This is a genomic window from Pseudomonas lactucae, assembly GCF_036688725.1.
Classification (GTDB): domain Bacteria; phylum Pseudomonadota; class Gammaproteobacteria; order Pseudomonadales; family Pseudomonadaceae; genus Aquipseudomonas; species Aquipseudomonas lactucae.
Genome location: NZ_JAQQPT010000006.1, coordinates 262372 through 286046, shown reverse-complemented (window position 1 = coordinate 286046; position 23675 = coordinate 262372). Strand labels below are relative to the sequence as shown.

General features: G+C 54.9%; 23 protein-coding genes and 4 tRNA genes. All 27 read left to right on the top strand.

Translation table 11 applies throughout. The annotated features are described in order from the left end of the window. Positions 1-169: 169 nt before the first annotated feature. The 27 genes from birA (at position 170) to rpsC (ending at position 23668) form a co-directional block, all read left to right on the top strand. The gene (gene birA / locus V6M90_RS09310; protein WP_003176439.1) at positions 170-1129 is read left to right on the top strand and encodes a bifunctional biotin--[acetyl-CoA-carboxylase] ligase/biotin operon repressor BirA; all 960 of its coding nucleotides are present in this window, start codon (positions 170-172) and stop codon (positions 1127-1129) included. Further along, on the top strand, positions 1119-1868 hold the full coding sequence (locus tag V6M90_RS09305; protein WP_141063390.1) for a pantothenate kinase: 750 nt from the start codon (positions 1119-1121) through the stop codon (positions 1866-1868). The genes birA and V6M90_RS09305 overlap by 11 nt, the downstream gene beginning before the upstream one ends. Before the next feature lie 7 nt (positions 1869-1875). Beyond that, positions 1876-2313, top strand: coding sequence for a hypothetical protein (locus V6M90_RS09300; protein ID WP_003176437.1), 438 nt, complete (start codon positions 1876-1878; stop codon positions 2311-2313). A gap of 142 nt (positions 2314-2455) precedes the next feature. Beyond that, positions 2456-2540 (top strand) — tRNA-Tyr (locus V6M90_RS09295). Between the two features lie 23 nt (positions 2541-2563). Continuing rightward, a tRNA-Gly gene (locus V6M90_RS09290) sits at positions 2564-2637 on the top strand. A gap of 26 nt (positions 2638-2663) precedes the next feature. Then, a tRNA-Thr gene (locus tag V6M90_RS09285) sits at positions 2664-2739 on the top strand. 143 nt (positions 2740-2882) lie between these two features. Beyond that, a tRNA-Trp gene (locus tag V6M90_RS09280) sits at positions 2883-2958 on the top strand. A gap of 45 nt (positions 2959-3003) precedes the next feature. Next, positions 3004-3372 (top strand): preprotein translocase subunit SecE, encoded by a 369-nt coding sequence (gene secE / locus V6M90_RS09275; RefSeq protein WP_016969478.1) that lies wholly within the window; start codon positions 3004-3006, stop codon positions 3370-3372. A gap of 9 nt (positions 3373-3381) precedes the next feature. After that, entirely contained in the window at positions 3382-3915 is a 534-nt protein-coding gene (gene nusG / locus V6M90_RS09270) for a transcription termination/antitermination protein NusG (RefSeq protein WP_003176436.1), read from the top strand. Between the two features lie 116 nt (positions 3916-4031). Continuing rightward, the gene (rplK, locus tag V6M90_RS09265; RefSeq protein WP_003176435.1) at positions 4032-4463 is read left to right on the top strand and encodes a 50S ribosomal protein L11; all 432 of its coding nucleotides are present in this window, start codon (positions 4032-4034) and stop codon (positions 4461-4463) included. After that, the gene (gene rplA / locus V6M90_RS09260; protein WP_003176434.1) at positions 4463-5158 is read left to right on the top strand and encodes a 50S ribosomal protein L1; all 696 of its coding nucleotides are present in this window, start codon (positions 4463-4465) and stop codon (positions 5156-5158) included. Before rplK ends, rplA begins: the two co-directional genes overlap by 1 nt. Positions 5159-5357: 199 nt before the next feature. Then, on the top strand, positions 5358-5858 hold the full coding sequence (gene rplJ, locus V6M90_RS09255) for a 50S ribosomal protein L10 (RefSeq protein WP_003176433.1): 501 nt from the start codon (positions 5358-5360) through the stop codon (positions 5856-5858). Between the two features lie 78 nt (positions 5859-5936). Next, on the top strand, positions 5937-6302 hold the full coding sequence (rplL, locus tag V6M90_RS09250) for a 50S ribosomal protein L7/L12 (RefSeq protein WP_003176432.1): 366 nt from the start codon (positions 5937-5939) through the stop codon (positions 6300-6302). Between the two features lie 219 nt (positions 6303-6521). Beyond that, positions 6522-10595 carry a DNA-directed RNA polymerase subunit beta gene (rpoB, locus tag V6M90_RS09245; protein ID WP_003176431.1) on the top strand — a complete coding sequence of 1358 codons (4074 nt, stop codon included), beginning with the start codon at positions 6522-6524 and terminating at the stop codon, positions 10593-10595. Positions 10596-10659: 64 nt separating this feature from the next. Next, positions 10660-14859 carry a DNA-directed RNA polymerase subunit beta' gene (gene rpoC, locus V6M90_RS09240; RefSeq protein WP_332846351.1) on the top strand — a complete coding sequence of 1400 codons (4200 nt, stop codon included), beginning with the start codon at positions 10660-10662 and terminating at the stop codon, positions 14857-14859. A gap of 216 nt (positions 14860-15075) precedes the next feature. Further along, positions 15076-15447, top strand: a complete 372-nt coding sequence (gene rpsL, locus V6M90_RS09235) for a 30S ribosomal protein S12 (protein ID WP_002555494.1) — start codon at positions 15076-15078, stop codon at positions 15445-15447. A 118-nt stretch (positions 15448-15565) separates the two neighbouring features. Next, complete coding sequence (rpsG, locus tag V6M90_RS09230) at positions 15566-16036, top strand: 30S ribosomal protein S7 (protein WP_002555493.1); 471 nt, start codon at positions 15566-15568, stop codon at positions 16034-16036. 30 nt (positions 16037-16066) lie between these two features. Next, positions 16067-18172 (top strand): elongation factor G, encoded by a 2106-nt coding sequence (fusA, locus tag V6M90_RS09225; RefSeq protein ID WP_003176427.1) that lies wholly within the window; start codon positions 16067-16069, stop codon positions 18170-18172. Between the two features lie 30 nt (positions 18173-18202). After that, positions 18203-19396 carry an elongation factor Tu gene (gene tuf, locus V6M90_RS09220; protein ID WP_003176426.1) on the top strand — a complete coding sequence of 398 codons (1194 nt, stop codon included), beginning with the start codon at positions 18203-18205 and terminating at the stop codon, positions 19394-19396. Between the two features lie 157 nt (positions 19397-19553). Beyond that, positions 19554-19865, top strand: coding sequence for a 30S ribosomal protein S10 (rpsJ, locus tag V6M90_RS09215; protein WP_003186070.1), 312 nt, complete (start codon positions 19554-19556; stop codon positions 19863-19865). Positions 19866-19946: 81 nt separating this feature from the next. Continuing rightward, positions 19947-20582, top strand: a complete 636-nt coding sequence (rplC, locus tag V6M90_RS09210; RefSeq protein ID WP_003176425.1) for a 50S ribosomal protein L3 — start codon at positions 19947-19949, stop codon at positions 20580-20582. Positions 20583-20594: 12 nt separating this feature from the next. Further along, a complete protein-coding gene (gene rplD / locus V6M90_RS09205; RefSeq protein ID WP_003176424.1) occupies positions 20595-21197 on the top strand; it encodes a 50S ribosomal protein L4 in 603 nt (200 codons plus the stop codon). Then, positions 21194-21493, top strand: coding sequence for a 50S ribosomal protein L23 (gene rplW / locus V6M90_RS09200; RefSeq protein WP_002555488.1), 300 nt, complete (start codon positions 21194-21196; stop codon positions 21491-21493). Before rplD ends, rplW begins: the two co-directional genes overlap by 4 nt. A gap of 14 nt (positions 21494-21507) precedes the next feature. Continuing rightward, positions 21508-22332 (top strand): 50S ribosomal protein L2, encoded by an 825-nt coding sequence (gene rplB, locus V6M90_RS09195; protein ID WP_003176423.1) that lies wholly within the window; start codon positions 21508-21510, stop codon positions 22330-22332. Between the two features lie 16 nt (positions 22333-22348). Continuing rightward, positions 22349-22624 (top strand): 30S ribosomal protein S19, encoded by a 276-nt coding sequence (gene rpsS / locus V6M90_RS09190; protein WP_002555486.1) that lies wholly within the window; start codon positions 22349-22351, stop codon positions 22622-22624. A gap of 11 nt (positions 22625-22635) precedes the next feature. Next, positions 22636-22968 (top strand): 50S ribosomal protein L22, encoded by a 333-nt coding sequence (gene rplV / locus V6M90_RS09185; RefSeq protein WP_003103908.1) that lies wholly within the window; start codon positions 22636-22638, stop codon positions 22966-22968. A 13-nt stretch (positions 22969-22981) separates the two neighbouring features. Continuing rightward, a complete protein-coding gene (gene rpsC, locus V6M90_RS09180; RefSeq protein ID WP_003176422.1) occupies positions 22982-23668 on the top strand; it encodes a 30S ribosomal protein S3 in 687 nt (228 codons plus the stop codon). The last annotated feature ends 7 nt before the right edge of the window (positions 23669-23675 follow it).

The window sequence follows — 23675 nt, the reverse complement described above, 5'->3', positions numbered from 1 at the left end:
CATCGTCAAGATTAAATTCCGAAACCCCATTTGCGAAAGCAGGTGGGGTTTTGTTTTGGGCGCTCGGAAAGTGTCGAGAGGCTCATCGTTGCCCGGCGACGTGCGGCCTTTCTATGCAATGCCTCTGCGCATGGCTATCATGCGTGCCTCATTGTGAGGCGATACTTGCATGCTAACGCTGTTAGAGCTTTTGAAAGATGGCCGATTCCATTCCGGGGAGGCGCTAGGTGCTGCGCTGGGTGTTAGCCGCAGTGCTGTATGGAAGCAGCTGCAGCTTCTTGAGGCTGAATTGAATCTACCTATTCATAAGGTGCGTGGTAAGGGATATCAGTTAGCTTCGCCGCTGGTATTTCTGAACGCAGAACAAATTGCGCTAATTGCGCCATCTTTAGCGTGGCCTATTCATATCTACGATTCCATTGACTCCACCAATGCAGAGGCGTTGCGCTTGGTAAATGCCACATGCGCTACGCCGTTTCTGGTGTTGGCCGAGCAACAAGTGGCCGGAAGGGGCAGGCGTGGCCGTAAGTGGATAAGCCCATTCGCCCAGAATATCTATTACAGCCTCGTACTGCGTATTCAGGATGGTCTGCGGCAATTGGAGGGGCTAAGTCTTGTTGTTGGCTTGGCCGTCATTCAAGCGTTGCGAGAGTCGGGTGTACAGGGAGCAGTCCTGAAATGGCCGAACGATGTATTGGTGGGGCAGAAGAAGATTGCCGGGATATTGCTGGAGTTGGTTGGGGATCCGGCTGACATTTGTCACGTTGTCATCGGAATTGGAATCAACGTGAATATGCAGAGGGCTGATGAGGTTGATCAGCAATGGACTTCAATGCAGCTTGAGACGGGGGTGGCGGTTGATCGTAACACCCTGGTAGCCCTGGTGGGTCTGCAGCTCCAACGCTACCTGGATCGACACAAAGCGTCTGGCTTTGCTGCCCTACAAGAAGAGTGGGAGCAGAATCATGGGTGGCAGGGGCGGTCGGTATCGCTCATCGCAGGTGTAAATCGTGTGGACGGTGTGGTGCTTGGTGTTGATCAGCAAGGTGCGTTGCGTCTGGATGTTGACGGTGTTGAGAAAGCATACAGCGGTGGCGAGTTAAGCCTGAGGTTGCGTGATGATTCTTGAGCTCGACTGTGGGAATAGCTTTATCAAGTGGAGAGTACTGGAGGCGGGTAGGGCAAATGCCTACGCGGAAGGTGTTGTCGGTTCGAATATCGCTTTGATTGAGGGCCTTTCGGCGGTGCCGAATTTGTCGCTGACGCGTTGCCGGCTGGTGAGCGTTCGCGCCCTGGAGGAAACAGACAAGCTGGTCGAGACATTGGTCGAGGCTTTTGGTGTCACTGTTTCCTGTGCGACGTCTGCTGTCGAAATGGCGGGGGTGCGCAATGGTTATGAGGATTTCCAGCGGCTTGGCCTTGACCGATGGTTGGCGATCCTTGGTGGGTACAAGCTGGCATCAGGCGCTTGTCTGGTGTTGGATTTCGGTACGGCTGCGACTGCCGATTTCGTTGCTGCAGATGGCGAGCATTTGGGGGGATTTATTTGTCCTGGCATGCCTCTTATGCGCAACCAGCTGCGAACGCATACTCATAAGATACGTTACGACGATGCTGCGGCTGAGCGGGCTCTGGAATGCCTTTCGCCTGGGCGCACTACTGCCGAGGCGGTGGAGCGAGGATGTATGCTAATGCTGAGAGGATTCGTGCTGACCCAGATCGAGCTTGCCAGGGCCTATTGGGGAGATGATTTCACTGTGTTTCTGACCGGTGGAGATGCGGACTTGGTCTGCAATGCCGTGCCGCAGGCGCGGGTCGTTCCAGATCTGGTATTTGTTGGTCTGGCAATGGCTTGCCCTTTGTCCTGAGGTGTTTATGCGTTGGTTGTTCTTGCTTCTACTTATCCTCAATGTCTTCTACTACATATGGCATCAGCAAGAGGCGCCACTACGCGCCAAGGATGTGACTCCGCTAAGTCTTTATCGAGGCTCGCAGCAGGATATTCGTCTGCTAAGTGAGTCTTCTGAGGCGATGACGCGAAGGGATCGAGCGAAATCGTCCGATACGTGCTTGTACATTGGTGGGTTCTCCGACCCGCGCCAGGCACAATCCGTCGAGCAACGCCTCACCAGTCTGGATATAAAGGCCAGGCTTCAGTTGTTGAATACGGCTGACGCCACGGGCTACTGGCTTCGAGTAGCCCCTGAAAGCAGGCGCTTGGCCGACGATTTGCCCTTTGAAAACCTTGCTAAGGAATTCAATGAGTTAAAACACAAAATAATGCTGTGCGAAGGCATTGCAACTGTCGAATAGTTTGCATAGAATGGCGCCCGCTTCGCAGTGAAGACCTCTAGGGGGATTTGATGTGAAGCGGCGTCAACGCAGCTAACCTCATAATTTAAATGAGAAAATGCTTGACAGAAGGCCGGCGTGATGTAAAATGCCGGCTCGCTTAGGAGGGGTTCCCGAGCGGCCAAAGGGATCAGACTGTAAATCTGACGTCTACGACTTCGAAGGTTCGAATCCTTCCCCCTCCACCATTTTAGCGTGAGCTGCAAGCTCCGCGGGTATAGTTTAGTGGTAGAACCTCAGCCTTCCAAGCTGATGATGCGGGTTCGATTCCCGCTACCCGCTCCAAGTTTGCAGGTTGTGCACGGTGTTTTGCTCTTGTAGCTCAGTTGGTAGAGCACACCCTTGGTAAGGGTGAGGTCAGCGGTTCAAATCCGCTCAAGAGCTCCATATGACAAGGCAGATATGAAAATATCTGCCTTTGTTTTAACAGCTGCCTCGGCTTGATTGCTGTCCGTTATTTCAAGTCTTGTGGGGTTGGTTGTTGTAAAGTCTTTTTCAGGCCTGCATAATGGTCGGCCTGATTTTGTTTTAGGTCAGTAGCTCAATTGGCAGAGCGACGGTCTCCAAAACCGTAGGTTGGGGGTTCGATTCCCTCCTGACCTGCCAGATTCACGTGGTGTATCTGGCTTTCTTTTCACAGGATCTTCATAGATGACTCCTAAGGCTGAAGCTCAAAGCTCTCGTTTCGATCTGGTCAAGTGGCTCGCTGTAGTCGTCTTGGTGGTCGTAGGCGTTGTTGGCAATCAGTACTATTCTGCTTCGCCGATCCTGTACCGCGTCCTCGCTTTGCTTGCTCTTGCTGCTGTAGCTGCCTTTGTAGGCCTGCAGACTGCCAAAGGCAAGTCTTTCGCGGTCCTGGTAAAGGAAGCTCGTACCGAAATCCGTAAAGTCGTTTGGCCGACTCGCCAAGAAACCACTCAGACCACATTGATTGTCGTGGCTGTAGTTCTGGTTATGGCGTTGCTGTTGTGGGGGCTTGATTCCCTGCTCGGCTGGCTTGTTTCCTTGATTGTTGGCTAAGGGTGTCCCGTGGCTAAGCGTTGGTACGTTGTGCATGCTTACTCGGGTTACGAGAAGCATGTTATGCGCTCTTTGCTGGAGCGCGTAAAGCTGGCAGGCATGGAAGATGGCTTCGGCGAAATTCTGGTTCCCACTGAAGAAGTGGTTGAAATGCGGAATGGTCAGAAGCGCAAGAGTGAACGCAAGTTCTTCCCTGGCTATGTGCTGGTACAGATGGACATGAACGAAGGTACTTGGCACTTGGTCAAGGATACTCCTCGTGTCATGGGTTTCATTGGCGGTACCGCTGATAAGCCTGCGCCGATCACCGATAAAGAGGCGGAAGCAATTCTGCGTCGCGTTGCTGACGGTAGCGACAAGCCTAAGCCGAAGACGTTGTTCGAGCCGGGTGAGGTTGTTCGTGTTACAGATGGTCCGTTCGCTGATTTCAATGGCACCGTCGAAGAAGTTAACTACGAAAAGAGCCGGATCCAAGTGGCAGTGCTCATTTTCGGTCGCTCTACCCCGGTAGAGCTGGAGTTCAGCCAGGTCGAGAAGGTCTAGCTGAGCAAGCATCCCAACCCCACAGCCTAGGCTGTGGGGTTTTGTCGTCACTGGGATAAACGCGCAAGTAACCGGGGAGCCTTTCGAGGCGTTTGAACCCGTAATTGGAGTGCCTCATGGCCAAGAAGATTACCGCTTACATCAAGCTGCAAGTGAAGGCCGCTCAGGCCAACCCTAGCCCACCCGTCGGTCCAGCTCTGGGTCAGCACGGCGTGAACATCATGGAATTCTGCAAGGCCTTCAACGCCCGTACTCAGGGTCTTGAGCCAGGTCTGCCGACTCCAGTGATCATCACTGTATACAGCGACCGTAGCTTCACCTTCGAAACCAAGTCGACCCCGGCTTCGGTTCTGTTGAAGAAAGCTGCTGGTCTGACTAGCGGTTCCGCTCGTCCTAACACCGTTAAGGTTGGCACCGTGACCCGTGCTCAGCTGGAAGAAATCGCGAAAACCAAAAACGCGGATCTGACTGCAGCTGATATGGATGCAGCCGTGCGTACCATCGCCGGTTCTGCTCGTAGCATGGGCCTTAACGTGGAGGGTGTGTAATGGCTAAGCTGACCAAGCGCCAAAAGGCTATCGCCGGCAAAATCGAAGCGGGCAAGTCCTACAACTTCGTAGACGCTGCCGCCCTGCTGACCGAGCTGTCGACTGTCAAGTTCAGCGAGTCCGTTGACGTTGCTGTGAACCTGGGTGTTGACCCACGTAAATCCGACCAGGTCGTTCGTAGCGCAACTGTGCTGCCACACGGTACTGGCAAGACTGTACGTGTAGCTGTCTTCACCCAAGGCCCGGCGGCTGAAGCTGCTCTGGCTGCTGGCGCTGATCGCGTTGGCATGGACGACCTGGCTGCCGAAATGAAAGGCGGCGACCTGAACTATGACGTCGTTATTGCTTCCCCGGACGCAATGCGTGTTGTAGGTCAGTTGGGCCAGATCCTGGGTCCACGTGGCCTGATGCCTAACCCTAAAGTCGGCACCGTAACCCCAGACGTAGCTACCGCGGTTAAAAACGCCAAGGCTGGTCAGGTTCGTTATCGCACCGACAAAAACGGCATCATTCACACCTCCGTTGGCAAAGTCGGCTTCGATGCCGTCAAGCTGAAGGAAAACGTTGAAGCCCTGATCGCTGATCTGAAGCGTATCAAGCCAGCTTCTTCGAAAGGTATCTACGTCAAGCGCGTTACCCTGAGCACCACTATGGGCCCAGGTCTGGTCATCGACCAAGGCTCGCTGGACGTATAAGACACGAATTGGTGCAAGCGATTGCGCCAATTGAAAGATTGGGGTCCCTGCCTGGCGGGGGCTATCCAAGACCGTAGGCGACGCAAGTCTTAAACCAACAAGCCTACGCAGATGGTGCTCCCGGTTCCTTACCGAATCAGACACCAAAACGACATCCGGCTCCGGCCAGATGAAACGGTAACAAGCAGGAGTTAAACCCGTGGCAATTAATCTCGAAGACAAGAAGGCCATCGTCGCTGAAGTCAACGAGGCTGCCAAAGCTGCTCTGTCCGCTGTCGTGGCTGATGCCCGTGGTGTGACAGTAGGCGCTATGACCGGACTCCGTAAAGAGGCTCGTGAAGCTGGCGTATACGTACGTGTTGTACGTAACACCCTGCTCAAGCGCGCTGTTGCTGACACTGAATACAGTGTTCTCAACGACGTGTTCACCGGCCCGACTCTGATCGCGTTCTCCAAGGATCATCCAGGCGCTGCTGCCCGTTTGTTCAAGGAATTCGCCAAGAGTCAGGATAAGTTCGAGATCAAGGCAGCTGCGTTCGAGGGCAAGTTCCTCGCAGCTAACCAAATCGACGTACTGGCAACACTGCCGACCCGTAACGAAGCTATTTCGCAGCTGATGAGCGTGATTCAAGGCGCTACCAGCAAGCTGGCTCGTACTCTGGCTGCAGTTCGCGAGCAAAAAGAAGCTGCCGCAGCCTAAGGCTGAGCAAATTCTCTCGCGTATTTTTGTTTATTTCGATGGCCGCGTAGGCCGTCCCCCAATTCAGGAAATACAGCAATGTCTATCTCCCAAGACGATATCCTCAACGCCGTAGCTGAAATGTCGGTTCTGCAGGTTGTTGAGCTGATCAAAGCTTTCGAAGAAAAATTCGGCGTTTCCGCTGCCGCTGCTTCCGCTGGCCCAGCTGTTGCTGCTGTCGCTGCTGAAGAGCAAACCGAATTCAACGTCATGCTGCTGGAAGCTGGCGAGAAGAAAGTAAACGTGATCAAGGCAGTACGTGAACTGACCGGTCTGGGCCTGAAAGAAGCCAAGGCTGTCGTTGACGGCGCTCCTGCCCAGGTTCTGGAAGCAGTGTCGAAAGACGCCGCTGACAAAGCCAAAGCTACTCTGGAAGAAGCAGGCGCTAAAGTCGAGCTGAAGTAAGCATCGACCTTGCGTCTCCAGCCCAAGCGTTAAGCTGAAGGCTGATGGCTGGTGGCTCTTGCCACCGGCCTTTTTCCGTTCTTGGCTGTCGACTCGGTCGCCGCCATTAACGCGCTGTAGCCACCCGACGCGGTGGTGCAAACCATGGGGTTTGCAAGATTTTCTGGCTGCTCCCGTCGGAGGGGCCAAACAAGCAGGTGACCAAGCTGGGGAACGCTGATGGCTTACTCATATACTGAGAAAAAACGTATCCGCAAGGACTTTAGCAAGTTGCCGGACGTCATGGATGTCCCGTACCTTCTGGCTATCCAGCTGGATTCGTATCGTGAATTCTTGCAGGCGGGAGCGACCAAAGATCAGTTCCGCGACGTGGGCCTGCATGCGGCCTTCAAATCCGTTTTCCCGATCATCAGCTACTCCGGCAATGCTGCGCTGGAGTACGTCGGTTATCGCCTGGGCGAACCGGCATTTGATGTCAAAGAATGCGTGTTGCGTGGCGTTACGTACGCCGTACCTTTGCGGGTAAAAGTCCGTCTGATCATTTTCGACAAAGAATCGTCGAACAAAGCGATCAAGGACATCAAAGAGCAAGAAGTCTACATGGGCGAAATCCCATTGATGACTGAGAACGGTACCTTCGTTATCAACGGTACCGAGCGTGTAATCGTTTCCCAGCTGCACCGTTCCCCGGGCGTGTTCTTCGACCACGACCGCGGCAAGACGCACAGCTCCGGTAAACTGCTGTACTCCGCGCGGATCATTCCATACCGCGGTTCGTGGCTGGACTTCGAGTTCGACCCGAAAGACTGCGTGTTCGTGCGTATCGACCGTCGTCGCAAGCTGCCGGCCTCGGTATTGCTGCGCGCGCTTGGCTATACCACTGAGCAAGTGCTGGACGCTTTCTATACCACCAACGTATTCAGCCTGAAGGATGAAACCCTCAAGCTGGAGCTGATCGCTTCGCGTCTGCGTGGTGAAATTGCCGTTCTGGATATCCAGGACGAAAACGGCAAAGTGATTGTTGAGGCTGGTCGCCGTATTACCGCGCGCCACATCAACCAGATCGAGAAAGCCGGTATCAAAGAGCTGGAAGTGCCTCTGGACTACGTTCTGGGCCGCACTACTGCCAAGGTCATCGTTCACCCGGCTACAGGCGAAATCCTGGCCGAGTGCAACACCGAGCTGAACACCGAGATCCTGGCAAAAATCGCCAAGGCCCAGGTTGTTCGCATCGAGACTCTGTATACCAACGACATCGACTGCGGTCCGTTCGTCTCCGACACCCTGAAGATCGACTCCACCAGCAACCAATTGGAAGCGCTGGTCGAGATCTATCGCATGATGCGTCCAGGCGAGCCACCGACCAAAGACGCTGCCGAAACTCTGTTCAACAACCTGTTCTTCAGCCCTGAGCGCTATGACCTGTCTGCGGTCGGCCGGATGAAGTTCAACCGTCGTATCGGTCGTACCGAGATCGAAGGTTCGGGTGTGTTGTGCAAGGAAGACATCGTCGCGGTACTGAAGACTCTGGTCGACATCCGTAACGGTAAAGGCATCGTCGATGACATCGACCACCTGGGTAACCGTCGTGTTCGCTGCGTAGGCGAAATGGCCGAGAACCAGTTCCGCGTTGGCCTGGTGCGCGTTGAGCGTGCGGTCAAAGAGCGTCTGTCGATGGCAGAAAGCGAAGGCCTGATGCCGCAAGACCTGATCAACGCCAAGCCGGTTGCGGCAGCGGTGAAGGAGTTCTTCGGTTCCAGCCAGCTCTCGCAGTTCATGGACCAGAACAACCCGCTCTCCGAGATCACCCACAAGCGCCGTGTTTCTGCACTGGGCCCGGGCGGTCTGACCCGTGAGCGTGCTGGCTTTGAAGTTCGTGACGTACACCCGACGCACTACGGTCGTGTTTGCCCGATCGAAACGCCGGAAGGTCCGAACATCGGTCTGATCAACTCCCTGGCTGCCTATGCGCGCACCAACCAGTACGGCTTCCTTGAGAGCCCGTACCGCGTGGTGAAAGACGCTCTGGTCACCGACGAGATCGTGTTCCTGTCCGCCATCGAAGAAGCTGATCACGTGATCGCCCAGGCTTCGGCCACGATGAACGACAAGAAAGTCCTGATCGACGAGCTGGTAGCTGTTCGTCACTTGAACGAGTTCACCGTCAAGGCGCCGGAAGACGTCACCTTGATGGATGTTTCGCCGAAACAGGTAGTTTCGGTTGCAGCGTCGCTGATCCCGTTCCTGGAACACGATGACGCCAACCGTGCGTTGATGGGTTCCAACATGCAGCGTCAAGCTGTACCCACCCTGCGTGCTGACAAGCCGTTGGTAGGTACCGGCATGGAGCGCAACGTAGCACGTGACTCCGGCGTTTGCGTCGTGGCTCGTCGTGGCGGCGTGATCGACTCCGTTGATGCCAGCCGTATCGTGGTTCGTGTTGCCGATGACGAAGTAGAAACTGGCGAAGCCGGTGTCGACATCTACAACCTGACCAAATACACCCGCTCGAACCAGAACACCTGCATCAACCAGCGTCCGCTGGTGAGCAAGGGTGATCGCGTTCAGCGCAGCGACATCATGGCCGACGGCCCGTCCACCGACATGGGTGAACTGGCTCTGGGTCAGAACATGCGCATCGCGTTCATGGCATGGAACGGCTTCAACTTCGAAGACTCCATCTGCCTGTCCGAGCGTGTGGTTCAAGAAGACCGCTTCACCACGATCCACATCCAGGAACTGACCTGTGTGGCGCGTGACACCAAGCTTGGGCCTGAGGAAATCACTGCAGACATCCCGAACGTGGGTGAAGCTGCACTGAACAAGCTGGACGAAGCCGGTATCGTTTATGTAGGTGCTGAAGTTGGCGCTGGCGACATCCTGGTCGGTAAGGTCACTCCGAAAGGCGAGACCCAACTGACGCCGGAAGAGAAGCTGCTGCGTGCCATCTTCGGTGAAAAAGCCAGCGACGTTAAAGACACCTCCCTACGTGTACCTACCGGTACCAAGGGTACTGTCATCGACGTACAGGTCTTCACCCGCGACGGCGTTGAGCGTGATGCTCGTGCACTGTCCATCGAGAAGACTCAACTCGACGAGATCCGCAAGGACCTGAACGAAGAGTTCCGTATCGTTGAAGGCGCGACCTTCGAACGTCTGCGTTCTGCCCTGGTAGGCCACAAGGCTGAAGGCGGCGCAGGTTTGAAGAAAGGTCAGGACATCACCGACGAAATCCTCGACGGTCTTGAGCACGGGCAGTGGTTCAAACTGCGCATGGCTGAAGATGCTCTTAACGAGCAGCTCGAGAAGGCTCAGGCCTATATTGTTGATCGCCGCCGTCTGCTGGACGACAAGTTCGAAGACAAGAAGCGCAAACTGCAGCAAGGCGATGATCTGGCTCCAGGTGTGCTGAAAATCGTCAAGGTTTACCTGGCAATCCGTCGCCGCATCCAGCCGGGTGACAAGATGGCCGGTCGTCACGGTAACAAGGGTGTGGTCTCCGTGATCATGCCGGTTGAAGACATGCCGCACGATGCCAATGGCACCCCGGTCGACGTCGTCCTCAACCCGTTGGGCGTACCTTCGCGTATGAACGTTGGTCAGATCCTTGAAACCCACCTGGGCCTCGCGGCCAAAGGTCTGGGTGAGAAGATCAACCGTATGATCGAAGAGCAGCGCAAGGTCGCAGACCTGCGTAAATTCCTGCACGAGATCTACAACGAGATCGGCGGTCGCAACGAAGAGCTGGACACCTTCTCCGACCAGGAAATCCTGGATTTGGCGAAGAACCTGCGCGGCGGCGTTCCAATGGCTACCCCGGTATTCGACGGTGCCAAGGAAAGCGAAATCAAGGCCATGCTGAAACTGGCAGACCTGCCGGAAAGCGGCCAGATGCAGCTGTTCGATGGCCGTACTGGCAACAAGTTCGAGCGCCCGGTTACTGTTGGCTACATGTACATGCTGAAGCTGAACCACTTGGTAGACGACAAGATGCACGCTCGTTCTACCGGTTCGTACAGCCTGGTTACCCAGCAGCCGCTGGGTGGTAAGGCTCAGTTCGGTGGTCAGCGTTTCGGGGAGATGGAGGTTTGGGCACTGGAAGCATACGGTGCTGCATACACTCTGCAAGAAATGCTCACAGTGAAGTCGGACGATGTGAACGGTCGTACCAAGATGTACAAAAACATCGTGGACGGCGATCACCGTATGGAGCCGGGCATGCCCGAGTCCTTCAACGTGTTGATCAAAGAAATTCGTTCCCTCGGCATCGATATCGATCTGGAAACCGAATAACACGTGACGCGAATCGAGAGCGGTGCAGTGATGCCCGCTCTCTGCTCCGCCAGGAGGAAAGGCCTTGAAAGACCTACTGAATTTGCTGAAAAACCAGGGTCAAGTCGAAGAGTTCGACGCCATCCGTATTGGATTGGCATCGCCTGAGATGATCCGTTCGTGGTCGTTCGGTGAAGTTAAAAAGCCGGAAACCATCAACTACCGTACGTTCAAACCTGAGCGTGACGGCCTGTTCTGCGCCAAGATCTTTGGCCCGGTAAAGGATTACGAGTGCCTGTGCGGTAAGTACAAGCGCTTGAAGCACCGCGGTGTGATCTGCGAGAAGTGCGGCGTTGAAGTTGCACTGGCCAAGGTTCGTCGTGAGCGCATGGCGCACATCGAACTCGCTTCGCCAGTTGCCCACATCTGGTTCCTGAAATCACTGCCGTCCCGTATCGGCCTGTTGATGGACATGACCCTGCGTGATATCGAACGCGTTCTCTACTTCGAGAGCTATGTCGTTATCGACCCAGGCATGACCACCCTTGAAAAAGGTCAGCTGCTGAACGACGAGCAGTACTTCGAAGCGCTGGAAGAGTTCGGTGACGATTTCGATGCCCGCATGGGTGCCGAAGCGGTCCGCGAGCTGCTGCACGCTATCGACCTGGAACACGAGATTGGTCGTCTGCGTGAAGAAATTCCGCAAACCAACTCCGAAACCAAGATCAAGAAACTGTCCAAGCGTCTGAAGTTGATGGAAGCCTTCCAGGGTTCCGGCAACTTGCCAGAGTGGATGGTGCTGACCGTTCTGCCGGTTCTGCCGCCAGACCTGCGTCCGCTGGTACCGTTGGACGGTGGCCGTTTCGCAACGTCCGACCTCAACGACCTGTACCGTCGCGTGATCAACCGTAACAACCGCTTGAAGCGTCTGCTCGATCTGTCCGCTCCGGACATCATCGTGCGCAACGAAAAGCGTATGTTGCAAGAAGCGGTCGATGCTCTGCTCGACAACGGCCGTCGTGGCCGCGCTATCACCGGTTCGAACAAGCGTCCTCTGAAATCCCTGGCTGACATGATCAAGGGTAAGCAAGGTCGTTTCCGTCAGAACTTGCTCGGTAAGCGGGTTGACTACTCCGGCCGTTCGGTAATTACCGTAGGTCCGACCCTGCGTCTGCACCAGTGCGGTCTGCCGAAGAAAATGGCTCTCGAGCTGTTCAAGCCGTTCATTTTCGGCAAGCTTGAAATGCGTGGTCTCGCTACCACCATCAAGGCTGCCAAGAAGATGGTCGAACGCGAGCTGCCAGAGGTTTGGGACGTTCTCGCTGAAGTGATTCGCGAACACCCAGTCCTCCTCAACCGTGCACCGACCCTTCACCGTCTGGGTATCCAGGCGTTTGAACCGGTACTGATCGAAGGTAAGGCTATCCAGCTGCACCCTCTGGTCTGTGCTGCGTACAACGCCGACTTCGACGGCGACCAAATGGCCGTGCACGTACCGCTGACACTGGAAGCCCAGTTGGAAGCGCGTGCGTTGATGATGTCGACCAACAACATTCTGTCGCCAGCCAACGGTGAGCCAATCATCGTTCCGTCGCAGGACGTTGTATTGGGTCTGTACTACATGACCCGCGAAGCGATCAACGCCAAGGGCGAAGGTCGTGTGTTCGCGGATCTGCAGGAAGTTGACCGTGTGTTCCGTGCCGGCGAAGCCGCACTGCATGCCAAGGTCAAGGTGCGGATCCACGAAACTGTCAACGACCGTGATGGCGGCAGCGTGAGCAACACCCGTATCGTCGACACCACTGTCGGCCGTGCGCTGTTGTACCAGGTTGTTCCAAAAGGTCTGTCGTACGACGTCGTCAACTTGCCAATGAAGAAAAAAGCGATCTCCAAGCTGATCAACCAGTGCTACCGCGTGGTTGGTTTGAAAGAGACCGTAATCTTCGCTGACCAGTTGATGTACACCGGTTTTGCTTATTCGACGATTTCTGGCGTTTCCATTGGTGTTAACGACTTCGTTATCCCGGATGAAAAAGCTCGCATTATCGCGGCTGCTACCGATGAAGTGAAAGAGATCGAAAGCCAGTACGCCTCGGGCCTGGTAACACAGGGCGAGAAATACAACAAAGTGATCGACCTTTGGTCCAAGGCCAACGACGAAGTGTCGAAGGCGATGATGGCTAACCTCTCGAAAGAGAAAGTCATCGACCGTCACGGCGACGAAGTTGATCAGGAATCCTTCAACTCGATGTACATGATGGCCGACTCGGGCGCACGGGGTTCTGCTGCGCAGATCCGTCAGCTCGCCGGTATGCGCGGCCTGATGGCCAAGCCGGACGGTTCCATCATTGAAACGCCGATTACTGCGAACTTCCGTGAAGGTTTGAGCGTACTTCAGTACTTCATCTCCACTCACGGTGCTCGTAAAGGTCTGGCGGATACCGCGTTGAAAACCGCTAACTCCGGTTACCTGACTCGTCGTCTGGTAGACGTTGCGCAAGATCTGGTTGTAACCGAGATCGATTGCGGCACCGAGCATGGCCTGCTGATGACACCGCACATTGAAGGCGGTGACGTTGTAGAGCCGCTGGGTGAGCGCGTATTGGGTCGTGTGATTGCCCGTGACGTGTTCAAGCCAGGTACCGAGGAAGTTATCGTTCCTGCCGGCACCCTGGTGGATGAGAAGTGGGTCGAGTTCATCGAGCTCAACAGCATCGACGAAGTGATCGTTCGCTCGCCGATCAGCTGCGAAACCCGCTACGGCATCTGCGCCAAGTGCTACGGCCGTGACTTGGCTCGTGGTCACCAGGTGAACATCGGTGAGGCAATCGGCGTTATCGCCGCCCAGTCCATCGGTGAGCCAGGTACCCAGCTGACCATGCGTACGTTCCACATCGGTGGTGCGGCAAGCCGGACCTCCGCAGCTGACAGCGTTCAGGTGAAGAATGGCGGTACAGTCCGTCTGCACAACCTGAAGCACGTTGAGCGCGTGGATGGCCACCTGGTTGCTGTGTCCCGTTCCGGTGAGCTGGCCATCGCTGATGACTACGGTCGTGAGCGTGAGCGTTACAAGCTGCCGTACGGTGCTGTGATTTCGGTTAAAGAAGGTGACAAGGTCGACGCTGGCGCAATCGTGGCCAAGTGGGATCCGCACACTCACCCAATCGTTACCGAAATGAAAGGTACCGTGACCTACGTGGGCATGGAAGAAGGCATCACGATCAAGCGTCAGACTGACGAATTGACCGGTATGACCAACATTGAAGTACTCGACGCCAAAGATCGTCCAGCTGCCGGTAAAGACATCCGTCCTGCCGTGAAGATGGTCGATGACAACGGTAAGGACTTGCTGCTGCCAGGCACTGACGTAATCGCTCAGTACTTCCTGCCAGCCAACGCCCTGGTCGGTGTAGCGGATGGTGCGAAGATCGCGATCGGTGATGTTATCGCGCGTATCCCGCAAGAAACTTCGAAAACCCGCGACATCACCGGTGGTCTGCCGCGTGTTGCCGACTTGTTCGAAGCGCGTCGTCCGAAAGAAGCGTCGATTCTGGCTGAAGTCAGCGGCACCATCGCGTTCGGTAAAGAGACCAAAGGCAAGCGTCGTTTGGTCATTACCCCGAACGACGGTAGCGATCCGTATGAAGAGCTGATTCCGAAGTGGCGTCACCTGAACGTCTTCGAAGGCGAACAGGTAAACCGCGGCGAAGTTATCTCCGACGGTCCGAGCGATCCACACGACATTCTGCGTCTGCTGGGTGTAAGTGCGCTGGCCAAGTACATCGTTAACGAAATCCAGGACGTTTACCGCCTGCAGGGCGTGAAGATCAACGACAAGCACATCGAGACCATCCTGCGTCAGATGCTGCGTAAAGTTGAAATCGCTGAATCTGGCGATTCGAGTTTCATCAAGGGCGACCAGATGGAACTGACTCACGTGCTGGTGGAGAACGAGCGTCTGGCTGGCGACGAGAAATTCGTTTCCAAGTTCACTCGCGTACTGCTGGGTATCACCAAGGCGTCGTTGTCCACTGAGTCGTTTATCTCGGCGGCCTCCTTCCAGGAGACCACTCGCGTACTGACCGAAGCAGCGGTAACCGGCAAGCGCGATTACCTGCGCGGCCTGAAAGAAAACGTGGTTGTGGGTCGTCTGATCCCGGCCGGTACCGGTTTGGCTTACCACAGCGAGCGTAAGCGCCGCCGTGATGCTGACAAGCCGCTGCGCGTGAGCGCCAGTGAAGTGGAAGCTGCACTGACCGAAGCGCTGAACTCAAGCGGTAACTGAGTTCTGCGGTAGATGAGTCCGGGCCCTGGCAGCTCCGTTCGTCGGATCGAGGCATTTTTGCACCGATTCGATGAGCGGAGAGGCCGGGGCCTTGCCTTGACTGGGGGCAAGATCCTCTTTAGACTCTTGTACCCCTAAATTTGGCGGGAATTCGTTCCTGCCATTTTGCTTTTCTTGCAAGACAATAGCGTCGCAAGACAACAGTGGAGCTAGTAGATGGCAACTATCAACCAGCTGGTACGTCAGCCGCGTAAGCGTATCGTCGAGAAATCCGACGTACCTGCGCTGCAGAACTGCCCGCAACGTCGTGGCGTATGCACCCGTGTGTATACCACCACGCCGAAAAAACCTAACTCGGCACTGCGTAAAGTATGCCGTGTGCGCCTGACCAACGGTTTCGAGGTTTCCTCGTACATCGGCGGTGAAGGCCACAACCTGCAAGAGCACAGCGTGGTACTGATCCGCGGCGGTCGTGTAAAAGACTTGCCAGGTGTTCGTTATCACACCGTACGCGGCTCCTTGGATACTTCCGGCGTTAAAGGTCGTAACCAGGGTCGTTCGAAGTACGGTACCAAGAAGCCTAAGTAGTAGCGGCTTTTTGTAAAACTGAATCATCTTATTTTCTGAGTCGATAAGAGTAAGGTCGGAGGCGTCCCGAAAGGGCACTGATTCCGAGCGAACCTGAAGACCGTTTGAGGGCTTATCCATGCCAAGAAGACGCGTAGCAGCCAAGCGCGAAGTGCTTGACGATCCAAAATACGGAAGCCAAATCCTGGCCAAGTTCATGAACCACGTGATGGAAAGCGGCAAGAAAGCCGTTGCCGAGCGTATCGTTTATGGCGCGCTGGAAAAGGTTAAAGAACGCAAGAACAGCGACCCCCTGGAAATCTTCGAGAAAGCTCTCGACGCCATCGCTCCGCTGGTCGAAGTGAAGTCGCGCCGTGTAGGCGGTGCTACTTACCAGGTTCCGGTCGAAGTTCGTCCGTCCCGTCGTAACGCCCTGGCAATGCGCTGGTTGGTAGACTTCGCCCGTAAGCGTGGCGAGAAGTCTATGGCTCTGCGTTTGGCCGGCGAGCTGTTGGACGCTGCTGAAGGTAAAGGTGCTGCTGTTAAGAAGCGTGAAGACGTGCACCGTATGGCTGAAGCTAACAAAGCTTTCTCGCACTACCGCTTCTAAATCCAGCTTCACTAATTTTGCGAGGGCTTTATGGCTCGTACTACTCCGATTAGCCGCTACCGTAACATCGGTATCGTTGCTCACGTGGATGCTGGTAAAACCACCACCACCGAGCGCGTACTGTTTTACACCGGCAAAAGTCACAAAATGGGCGAGGTGCATGACGGCGCCGCGACCACAGACTGGATGGTTCAGGAGCAGGAGCGTGGTATTACCATTACTTCTGCTGCTATTACCGCCTTCTGGAAGGGTTCCGAGAAGCAGTACAAAGACGAGCACCGCTTCAACGTTATCGATACCCCAGGCCACGTAGACTTCACCATTGAAGTTGAGCGTTCCCTGCGCGTACTCGACGGCGCTGTCGTTGTGTTCTGCGGTACCTCGGGTGTTGAGCCTCAGTCGGAAACCGTATGGCGTCAAGCCAACAAATACGGCGTTCCACGTCTTGTTTATGTAAACAAGATGGACCGTGCTGGTGCCAACTTCCTGCGCGTGATCGGTCAGATCAAGCAGCGTCTGGGTCACACTCCGGTGCCAATCCAATTGGCAATCGGTTCCGAAGACAACTTCCAGGGTCAGATCGACCTGATCTCCATGGAAGCTGTTTACTGGAATGATTCCGACAAAGGTATGGTTCCTGTTCGTAAGCCTATCCCTGCAGAGTTGCAGGAGCTGGCTGACGAGTGGCGCAACAACATGGTTGAAGCTGCGGCCGAAGCCAACGAAGAACTGATGAACAAGTACCTCGAAGGTGAAGAGCTCACCAACGTGGAAATCAAGGCCGCTCTGCGTCAGCGTACCATCGCTGGTGAGATCGTCTTGGCTGTTTGCGGTTCCTCGTTCAAGAACAAGGGTGTTCCCCTGGTTCTCGATGCTGTGATCGACTACCTGCCTGCTCCAACCGACATTCCTGCTATCAAGGGTACCAACCCTGATAACGAGGAAGAGGAAATGGAGCGTCATGCAGACGACAGCGAGCCGTTCTCGGCCCTGGCGTTCAAAATCGCTACCGACCCATTCGTGGGTACTTTGACCTTCGTCCGCGTTTACTCGGGCGTGTTGGCCTCCGGCGACGGCGTGATCAACTCGGTTAAAGGCAAGAAAGAGCGCGTGGGTCGTATGGTGCAAATGCACGCAAACGCCCGCGAAGAGATCAAGGAAGTACGCGCTGGTGACATCGCGGCCCTGATCGGCATGAAGGACGTCACCACTGGTGAAACCTTGTGCAACGCTGATAAGCCAATCATCCTGGTTCGCATGGACTTCCCGGAGCCGGTTATTTCGGTTGCCGTAGAGCCTAAGACCAAGGATGACCAGGAAAAAATGGGTATCGCTCTGGGCAAGCTTGCTCAGGAAGATCCATCTTTCCGCGTCAAGACTGATGAAGAGACTGGTCAAACGATCATCTCGGGCATGGGCGAGCTTCACCTGGACATCCTGGTTGACCGGATGCGCCGTGAGTTCAACGTCGAAGCCAACATCGGTAAGCCTCAGGTTTCCTATCGTGAGCGCATCACGAAGAACTGTGAAATCGAAGGCAAGTTCGTTCGTCAATCCGGCGGTCGTGGTCAGTTCGGTCACTGCTGGATCCGTTTTGCTCCTGCTGACGAAGGTCAAGAAGGTCTGCAATTCGTGAACGAAGTAGTAGGTGGTGTTGTTCCTAAGGAATACATCCCTGCTATCCAGAAGGGTATCGAAGAGCAGATGAAGAACGGTGTTGTTGCCGGCTATCCGCTGATCGGCCTGAAAGCAACCGTTTTTGACGGTTCTTACCACGACGTCGACTCCAACGAGATGGCGTTTAAGGTGGCTGCTTCCATGGCAACCAAGCAACTGGCCCAGAAGGGCGGTGGTGAGTTGCTTGAGCCAATCATGGCGGTAGAAGTTGTTACACCTGAAGACTATATGGGTGATGTCATGGGCGACCTTAACCGTCGTCGCGGCATGATCTTGGGTATGGAAGACACGGTTTCCGGCAAAGTGATTCGCGCCGAGGTTCCGTTGGGTGAGATGTTCGGTTACGCGACCGACGTTCGCTCCATGTCCCAGGGTCGCGCAAGCTACTCTATGGAATTCAAAAAATACAACACAGCTCCGGCGCACATCGCTGAAACTGTATCCAAAAAACAAGGCTGATTCAGTCCTTTAGGCAAGGAGTTAATTGTCGTGGCTAAAGAAAAATTTGATCGTTCCCTACCGCACGTCAACGTTGGCACCATCGGTCACGTTGACCACGGTAAAACCACTCTGACTGCTGCTCTGACTCGCGTTTGCTCCGAAGTATTCGGTTCCGCAATCGTTGATTTCGATAAAATCGACAGCGCACCAGAAGAGAAAGCTCGTGGTATCACCATCAACACTGCGCACGTTGAATACAACTCGCTGATCCGTCACTACGCTCACGTTGACTGCCCAGGTCACGCTGACTATGTGAAGAACATGATCACCGGTGCTGCCCAGATGGACGGCGCGATCCTGGTTTGCTCGGCCGCTGATGGTCCGATGCCACAAACCCGTGAACACATCCTGCTGTCCCGTCAGGTAGGTGTACCGTACATCGTTGTTTACCTGAACAAGGCTGACCTGGTAGACGACGCTGAGCTGCTGGAACTGGTTGAGATGGAAGTGCGCGATCTGCTGAGCACTTACGACTTCCCAGGTGACGACACTCCGATCATCATCGGTTCTGCTCGTATGGCTCTGGAAGGCAAAGACGATAACGAAATGGGCACCACGTCCGTTCGTAAACTGGTTGAGACTCTGGACAGCTACATCCCAGATCCAGTCCGTGTTATCGACAAGCCATTCCTGATGCCAATCGAAGACGTATTCTCGATCTCCGGTCGCGGTACTGTTGTAACTGGTCGTATCGAGCGCGGTATCGTCAAGGTTCAAGATCCACTGGAAATCGTTGGTCTGCGTGACACTACCGTCACCACCTGCACCGGTGTTGAAATGTTCCGTAAGCTGCTCGACGAAGGTCGTGCTGGCGAGAACTGCGGCGTTCTGCTGCGTGGTACCAAGCGTGACGACGTTGAGCGTGGCCAGGTTCTGGTTAAGCCAGGTTCGGTTAAGCCGCACACCAAGTTCGAAGCTGAAGTGTACGTGCTGAGCAAAGAAGAAGGCGGTCGTCACACTCCGTTCTTCAAAGGCTACCGTCCACAGTTCTACTTCCGTACTACCGACGTAACTGGTAACTGCGAACTGCCGGAAGGCGTAGAAATGGTAATGCCAGGCGACAACATCAAAATGGTTGTCACCCTGATCAAAACCATCGCTATGGAAGATGGTCTGCGTTTCGCTATCCGTGAAGGCGGCCGTACCGTTGGTGCTGGTGTTGTAGCTAAAATCATCGAGTAAGCGTCTCTTTTGAGATAGCTTCGATGCTTTGAAAAGCCCCCGCTCAGCGGGGGCTTTTTTATTGGGTTGACACCTATCTGGGGCGTCTATAGAATTGCGCCTCCTTTTAACGGGCGTATTGCGCTCGCTGGGAATAGCAGCCGGAGTCTGAAATCCAATGCAAAATCAGCAAATCCGTATCAGGTTGAAGGCTTTTGACCATCGCCTGATCGACCAATCCACCCAGGAAATCGTGGAAACCGCGAAACGTACTGGTGCACAAGTGCGTGGTCCAATTCCACTGCCTACCCGTAAAGAGCGGTTCACCGTTCTGGTCTCCCCGCACGTCAACAAAGACGCGCGTGACCAGTACGAGATCCGTACTCATAAGCGCGTTTTGGACATCGTCCAGCCAACGGATAAAACCGTTGACGCACTTATGAAGCTCGATCTGGCGGCCGGTGTGGAAGTACAGATCAGCCTCGGCTAAGACTTGGGTCTTAGTCGTGTAACGCTCTGAAATGGGCGGCCATAGCGGGTGAAAGCCCCGTACACTCATGAGGTTTACAACATGACTATTGGTGTAGTCGGTCGTAAATGCGGTATGACCCGTATTTTCACCGAAGAAGGTGTCTCCATTCCGGTCACGGTCATTGAGATCGAGCCGAATCGCGTCACCCAGTTCAAAACTGAAGAAACCGATGGCTATCGTGCAGTGCAAGTCACTGTCGGCGAGCGTCGTGCTTCGCGCGTGACTGCTGCTCAAGCAGGTCACTTCGCTAAAGCAAACGTTGCAGCTGGTCGCACCGTCATGGAGTTCCGTCTTGAAGACGGCGACTACAAGGCTGGCGATCTGATCAACGCTGAAATCTTTGCTGCTGGTCAACTGGTTGATGTAACCGGTCAGTCCAAAGGTAAAGGCTTCCAGGGTACGATCAAGCGTTGGAATTTCCGTGGTCAAGACAACACTCACGGTAACTCCGTTTCCCACCGCGTCCCGGGCTCTATTGGCCAGTGCCAGACTCCTGGTCGTGTATTCAAGGGCAAAAAAATGTCCGGTCATATGGGCGCTGAGCGCGTGACCGTGCAGTCCCTCGAAGTAGTGCGCGTCGACGCTGAACGCAATCTGTTGTTGGTCAAGGGTGCTGTTCCTGGCGCTACTGGCGGCAACCTGGTTGTACGTCCAGCGGCCAAGGCTCGCGGTTAAGGGGAAGCTGACATGCAATTAAATGTAAATGACGCTCAAGCGATCGAAGTTTCCGAACTGACATTTGGCGGCGAATTCAACGAGACGCTGGTTCACCAAGCAGTCGTGGCCTATATGGCTGGCGGCCGTCAAGGTAGCAAGCAGCAAAAGACCCGTTCCGACGTACGTGGTGGCGGTAAGCGCCCTTGGCGTCAGAAAGGTACTGGCCGTGCTCGTGCCGGTACTATCCGTAGCCCAATCTGGCGTGGCGGTGGTACCACTTTCGCAGCTCGTCCACAGGATCACTCTCAGAAGCTCAACAAGAAGATGTACCGCGCAGCTCTGCGCTCCATCCTTGCTGAACTCGTGCGTACTGATCGTCTGGTCGTGGTTCAGGACTTCGCTGTTGAAAGTCCAAAAACCAAAGATCTGCTGGGCAAACTGAACAACATGAGCCTGACCGACGTTTTGATCGTGTCTGAAGCTGTTGATCAGAACCTGTACCTGGCTGCTCGCAACCTGCCACACGTTGATGTACGTGACGTGCAAGGTTCCGATCCAGTTAGTCTGATCGCATACGACAAGGTGTTGATCACCGTGTCGGCCGTGAAGAAATTCGAGGAGCTGCTGGGATGAACCAGGAACGCGTATTTAAAGTTCTGCTTGGCCCGCACGTTTCCGAAAAGGCTACGGTTCTGGCTGACAAGAAAGGCCAGTTCGTTTTCAAGGTTGCAACTGACGCAACCAAGCTGGAAATCAAGAAGGCCGTCGAAAGCCTGTTCAGCGTGAAAGTAGAGCGTGTTACTACCCTGAATGTTCTGGGTAAGAGCAAGCGCACTGCTCGCGGTCTGGGCAAGCGTAATGACTGGAAGAAGGCAGTTATCTCCCTTCAGCCAGGCCAAGATCTCGATTTCAGCAGCAGTGCTGAGTAAGGAAGGGGTGCATCATGGCAATCGTTAAATGCAAACCGACTTCCCCTGGCCGCCGTTTTGTGGTCAAGGTGGTCAACCAGGAGCTGCATAAAGGCGCTCCTCACGCACCGCTGCTCGAGAAGAAATCGAAGACTGGTGGTCGTAACAACAATGGTCGCATTACCACTCGTCACATCGGTGGTGGCCATAAGCAGCATTATCGTCTGGTCGACTTCCGTCGCAACGACAAAGATGGCATTTCTGCCACTGTCGAGCGTATTGAATACGATCCAAACCGTACTGCTCACATCGCTCTGCTGCTGTACGCAGATGGCGAGCGTCGCTACATCATCGCCCCTAAAGGCGTGAGTGCTGGCGACCAGCTGATCGCAGGTGCTTTGGCACCGATCAAGCCGGGCAACGCTCTGCAACTGCGTAACATTCCAGTTGGTAGCACCGTACACGGCATCGAATTGAAGCCAGGTAAAGGCGCACAGATCGCTCGTTCCGCTGGTGCTTCGGCTCAGCTGATCGCTCGTGAAGGTGTCTACGTGACCCTGCGTCTGCGTTCTGGTGAGATGCGTAAAGTGCTGGCTGAGTGCCGCGCGACCCTGGGCGAAGTCTCGAACTCCGAGCACAGCCTGCGTTCGCTGGGTAAAGCTGGTGCCAAACGCTGGCGTGGCGTTCGCCCAACCGTTCGTGGTGTTGCCATGAACCCGGTTGACCACCCACACGGTGGTGGTGAAGGTCGTACCTCTGGTGGTCGTCATCCGGTATCGCCATGGGGCTTCCCGACTAAGGGCGCGAAGACTCGTGGTAATAAGCGTACCGACAAAATGATCGTCCGTCGTCGCAAGTAAATAGAGGGATACGACAGTGCCACGTTCTCTGAAAAAAGGTCCTTTTATTGATCTTCACCTACTGAAGAAGATCGAAGTGGCGGCGGAAAAGAACGATCGCAAACCAGTTAAGACCTGGTCGCGTCGTTCGATGATCCTGCCACAAATGGTCGGTCTGACCATCGCAGTACACAACGGTCGTCAACACGTCCCAGTTCTCGTTAACGAAGACATGGTCGGCCACAAACTGGGCGAGTTTGCCGGTACCCGCACTTATCGTGGGCACGTGGCAGACAAGAAAGCCAAGCGTTAAGGGGTTAGGAAATGGAAGTAGCCGCTAAGTTGTCGGGCGCTCGAATCTCCGCCCAGAAAGCCCGCTTGGTCGCCGACCAGATCCGCGGGAAGAAGGTGGGCGAAGCGCTCAACCTGTTGGCTTTCAGCAGTAAGAAAGCCGCCGAGATCATGAAGAAAGTGCTGGAGTCGGCCGTAGCCAACGCCGAGCATAACGAAGGCGCAGACGTTGATGACCTGAAGGTCAGCACCGTTTTCGTCAACGAAGGGCGTTCGCTGAAGCGCATCATGCCGCGTGCCAAAGGCCGTGCTGATCGCATCGTCAAGCGGTCTTGCCATATCACTGTCAAGGTTGCTGACAAGTAACGGAGTCGAAGAGATGGGTCAGAAAGTACATCCCATTGGCATTCGCCTGGGAATCGTCAAGGAGCACACCTCCGTCTGGTACGCAGACGGTCGGACTTATGCGGACTACTTGTTCGCTGATCTGAAGGTGCGTGAGTATCTCCAAGACAAACTAAAAAGCGCGTCCGTAAGCCGTATCGATATCCATCGTCCGGCGCAAACTGCACGTATCACCATCCACACCGCTCGTCCAGGTATCGTTATCGGGAAGAAAGGTGAAGATGTTGAGAAACTGCGTCAGGACCTGACCAAGCAAATGGGTGTGCCTGTGCACATCAATATCGAAGAGATCCGCAAGCCGGAGCTCGACGGTATGCTGGTTGCGCAGAGCGTAGCTCAGCAGCTGGAGCGTCGCGTAATGTTCCGTCGCGCTATGAAGCGCGCCGTACAGAACGCCATGCGCATTGGTGCCAAAGGCATCAAAATCCAAGTGAGCGGTCGTCTCGGCGGTGCTGAAATCGCACGTACTGAATGGTATCGCGAAGGTCGTGTGCCATTGCACACCCTGCGTGCCGACATCGACTATGCCAACTACGAAGCTCACACCACTTACGGTGTGATCGGTGTAAAGGTTTGGATCTTCAAAGGCGAAGTAATTGGTGGTCGCCAAGAAGAACTGAAACCACAAGCACCAGCGCCTCGTAAAAAAGCTGCTAAGTAAGGGGTAC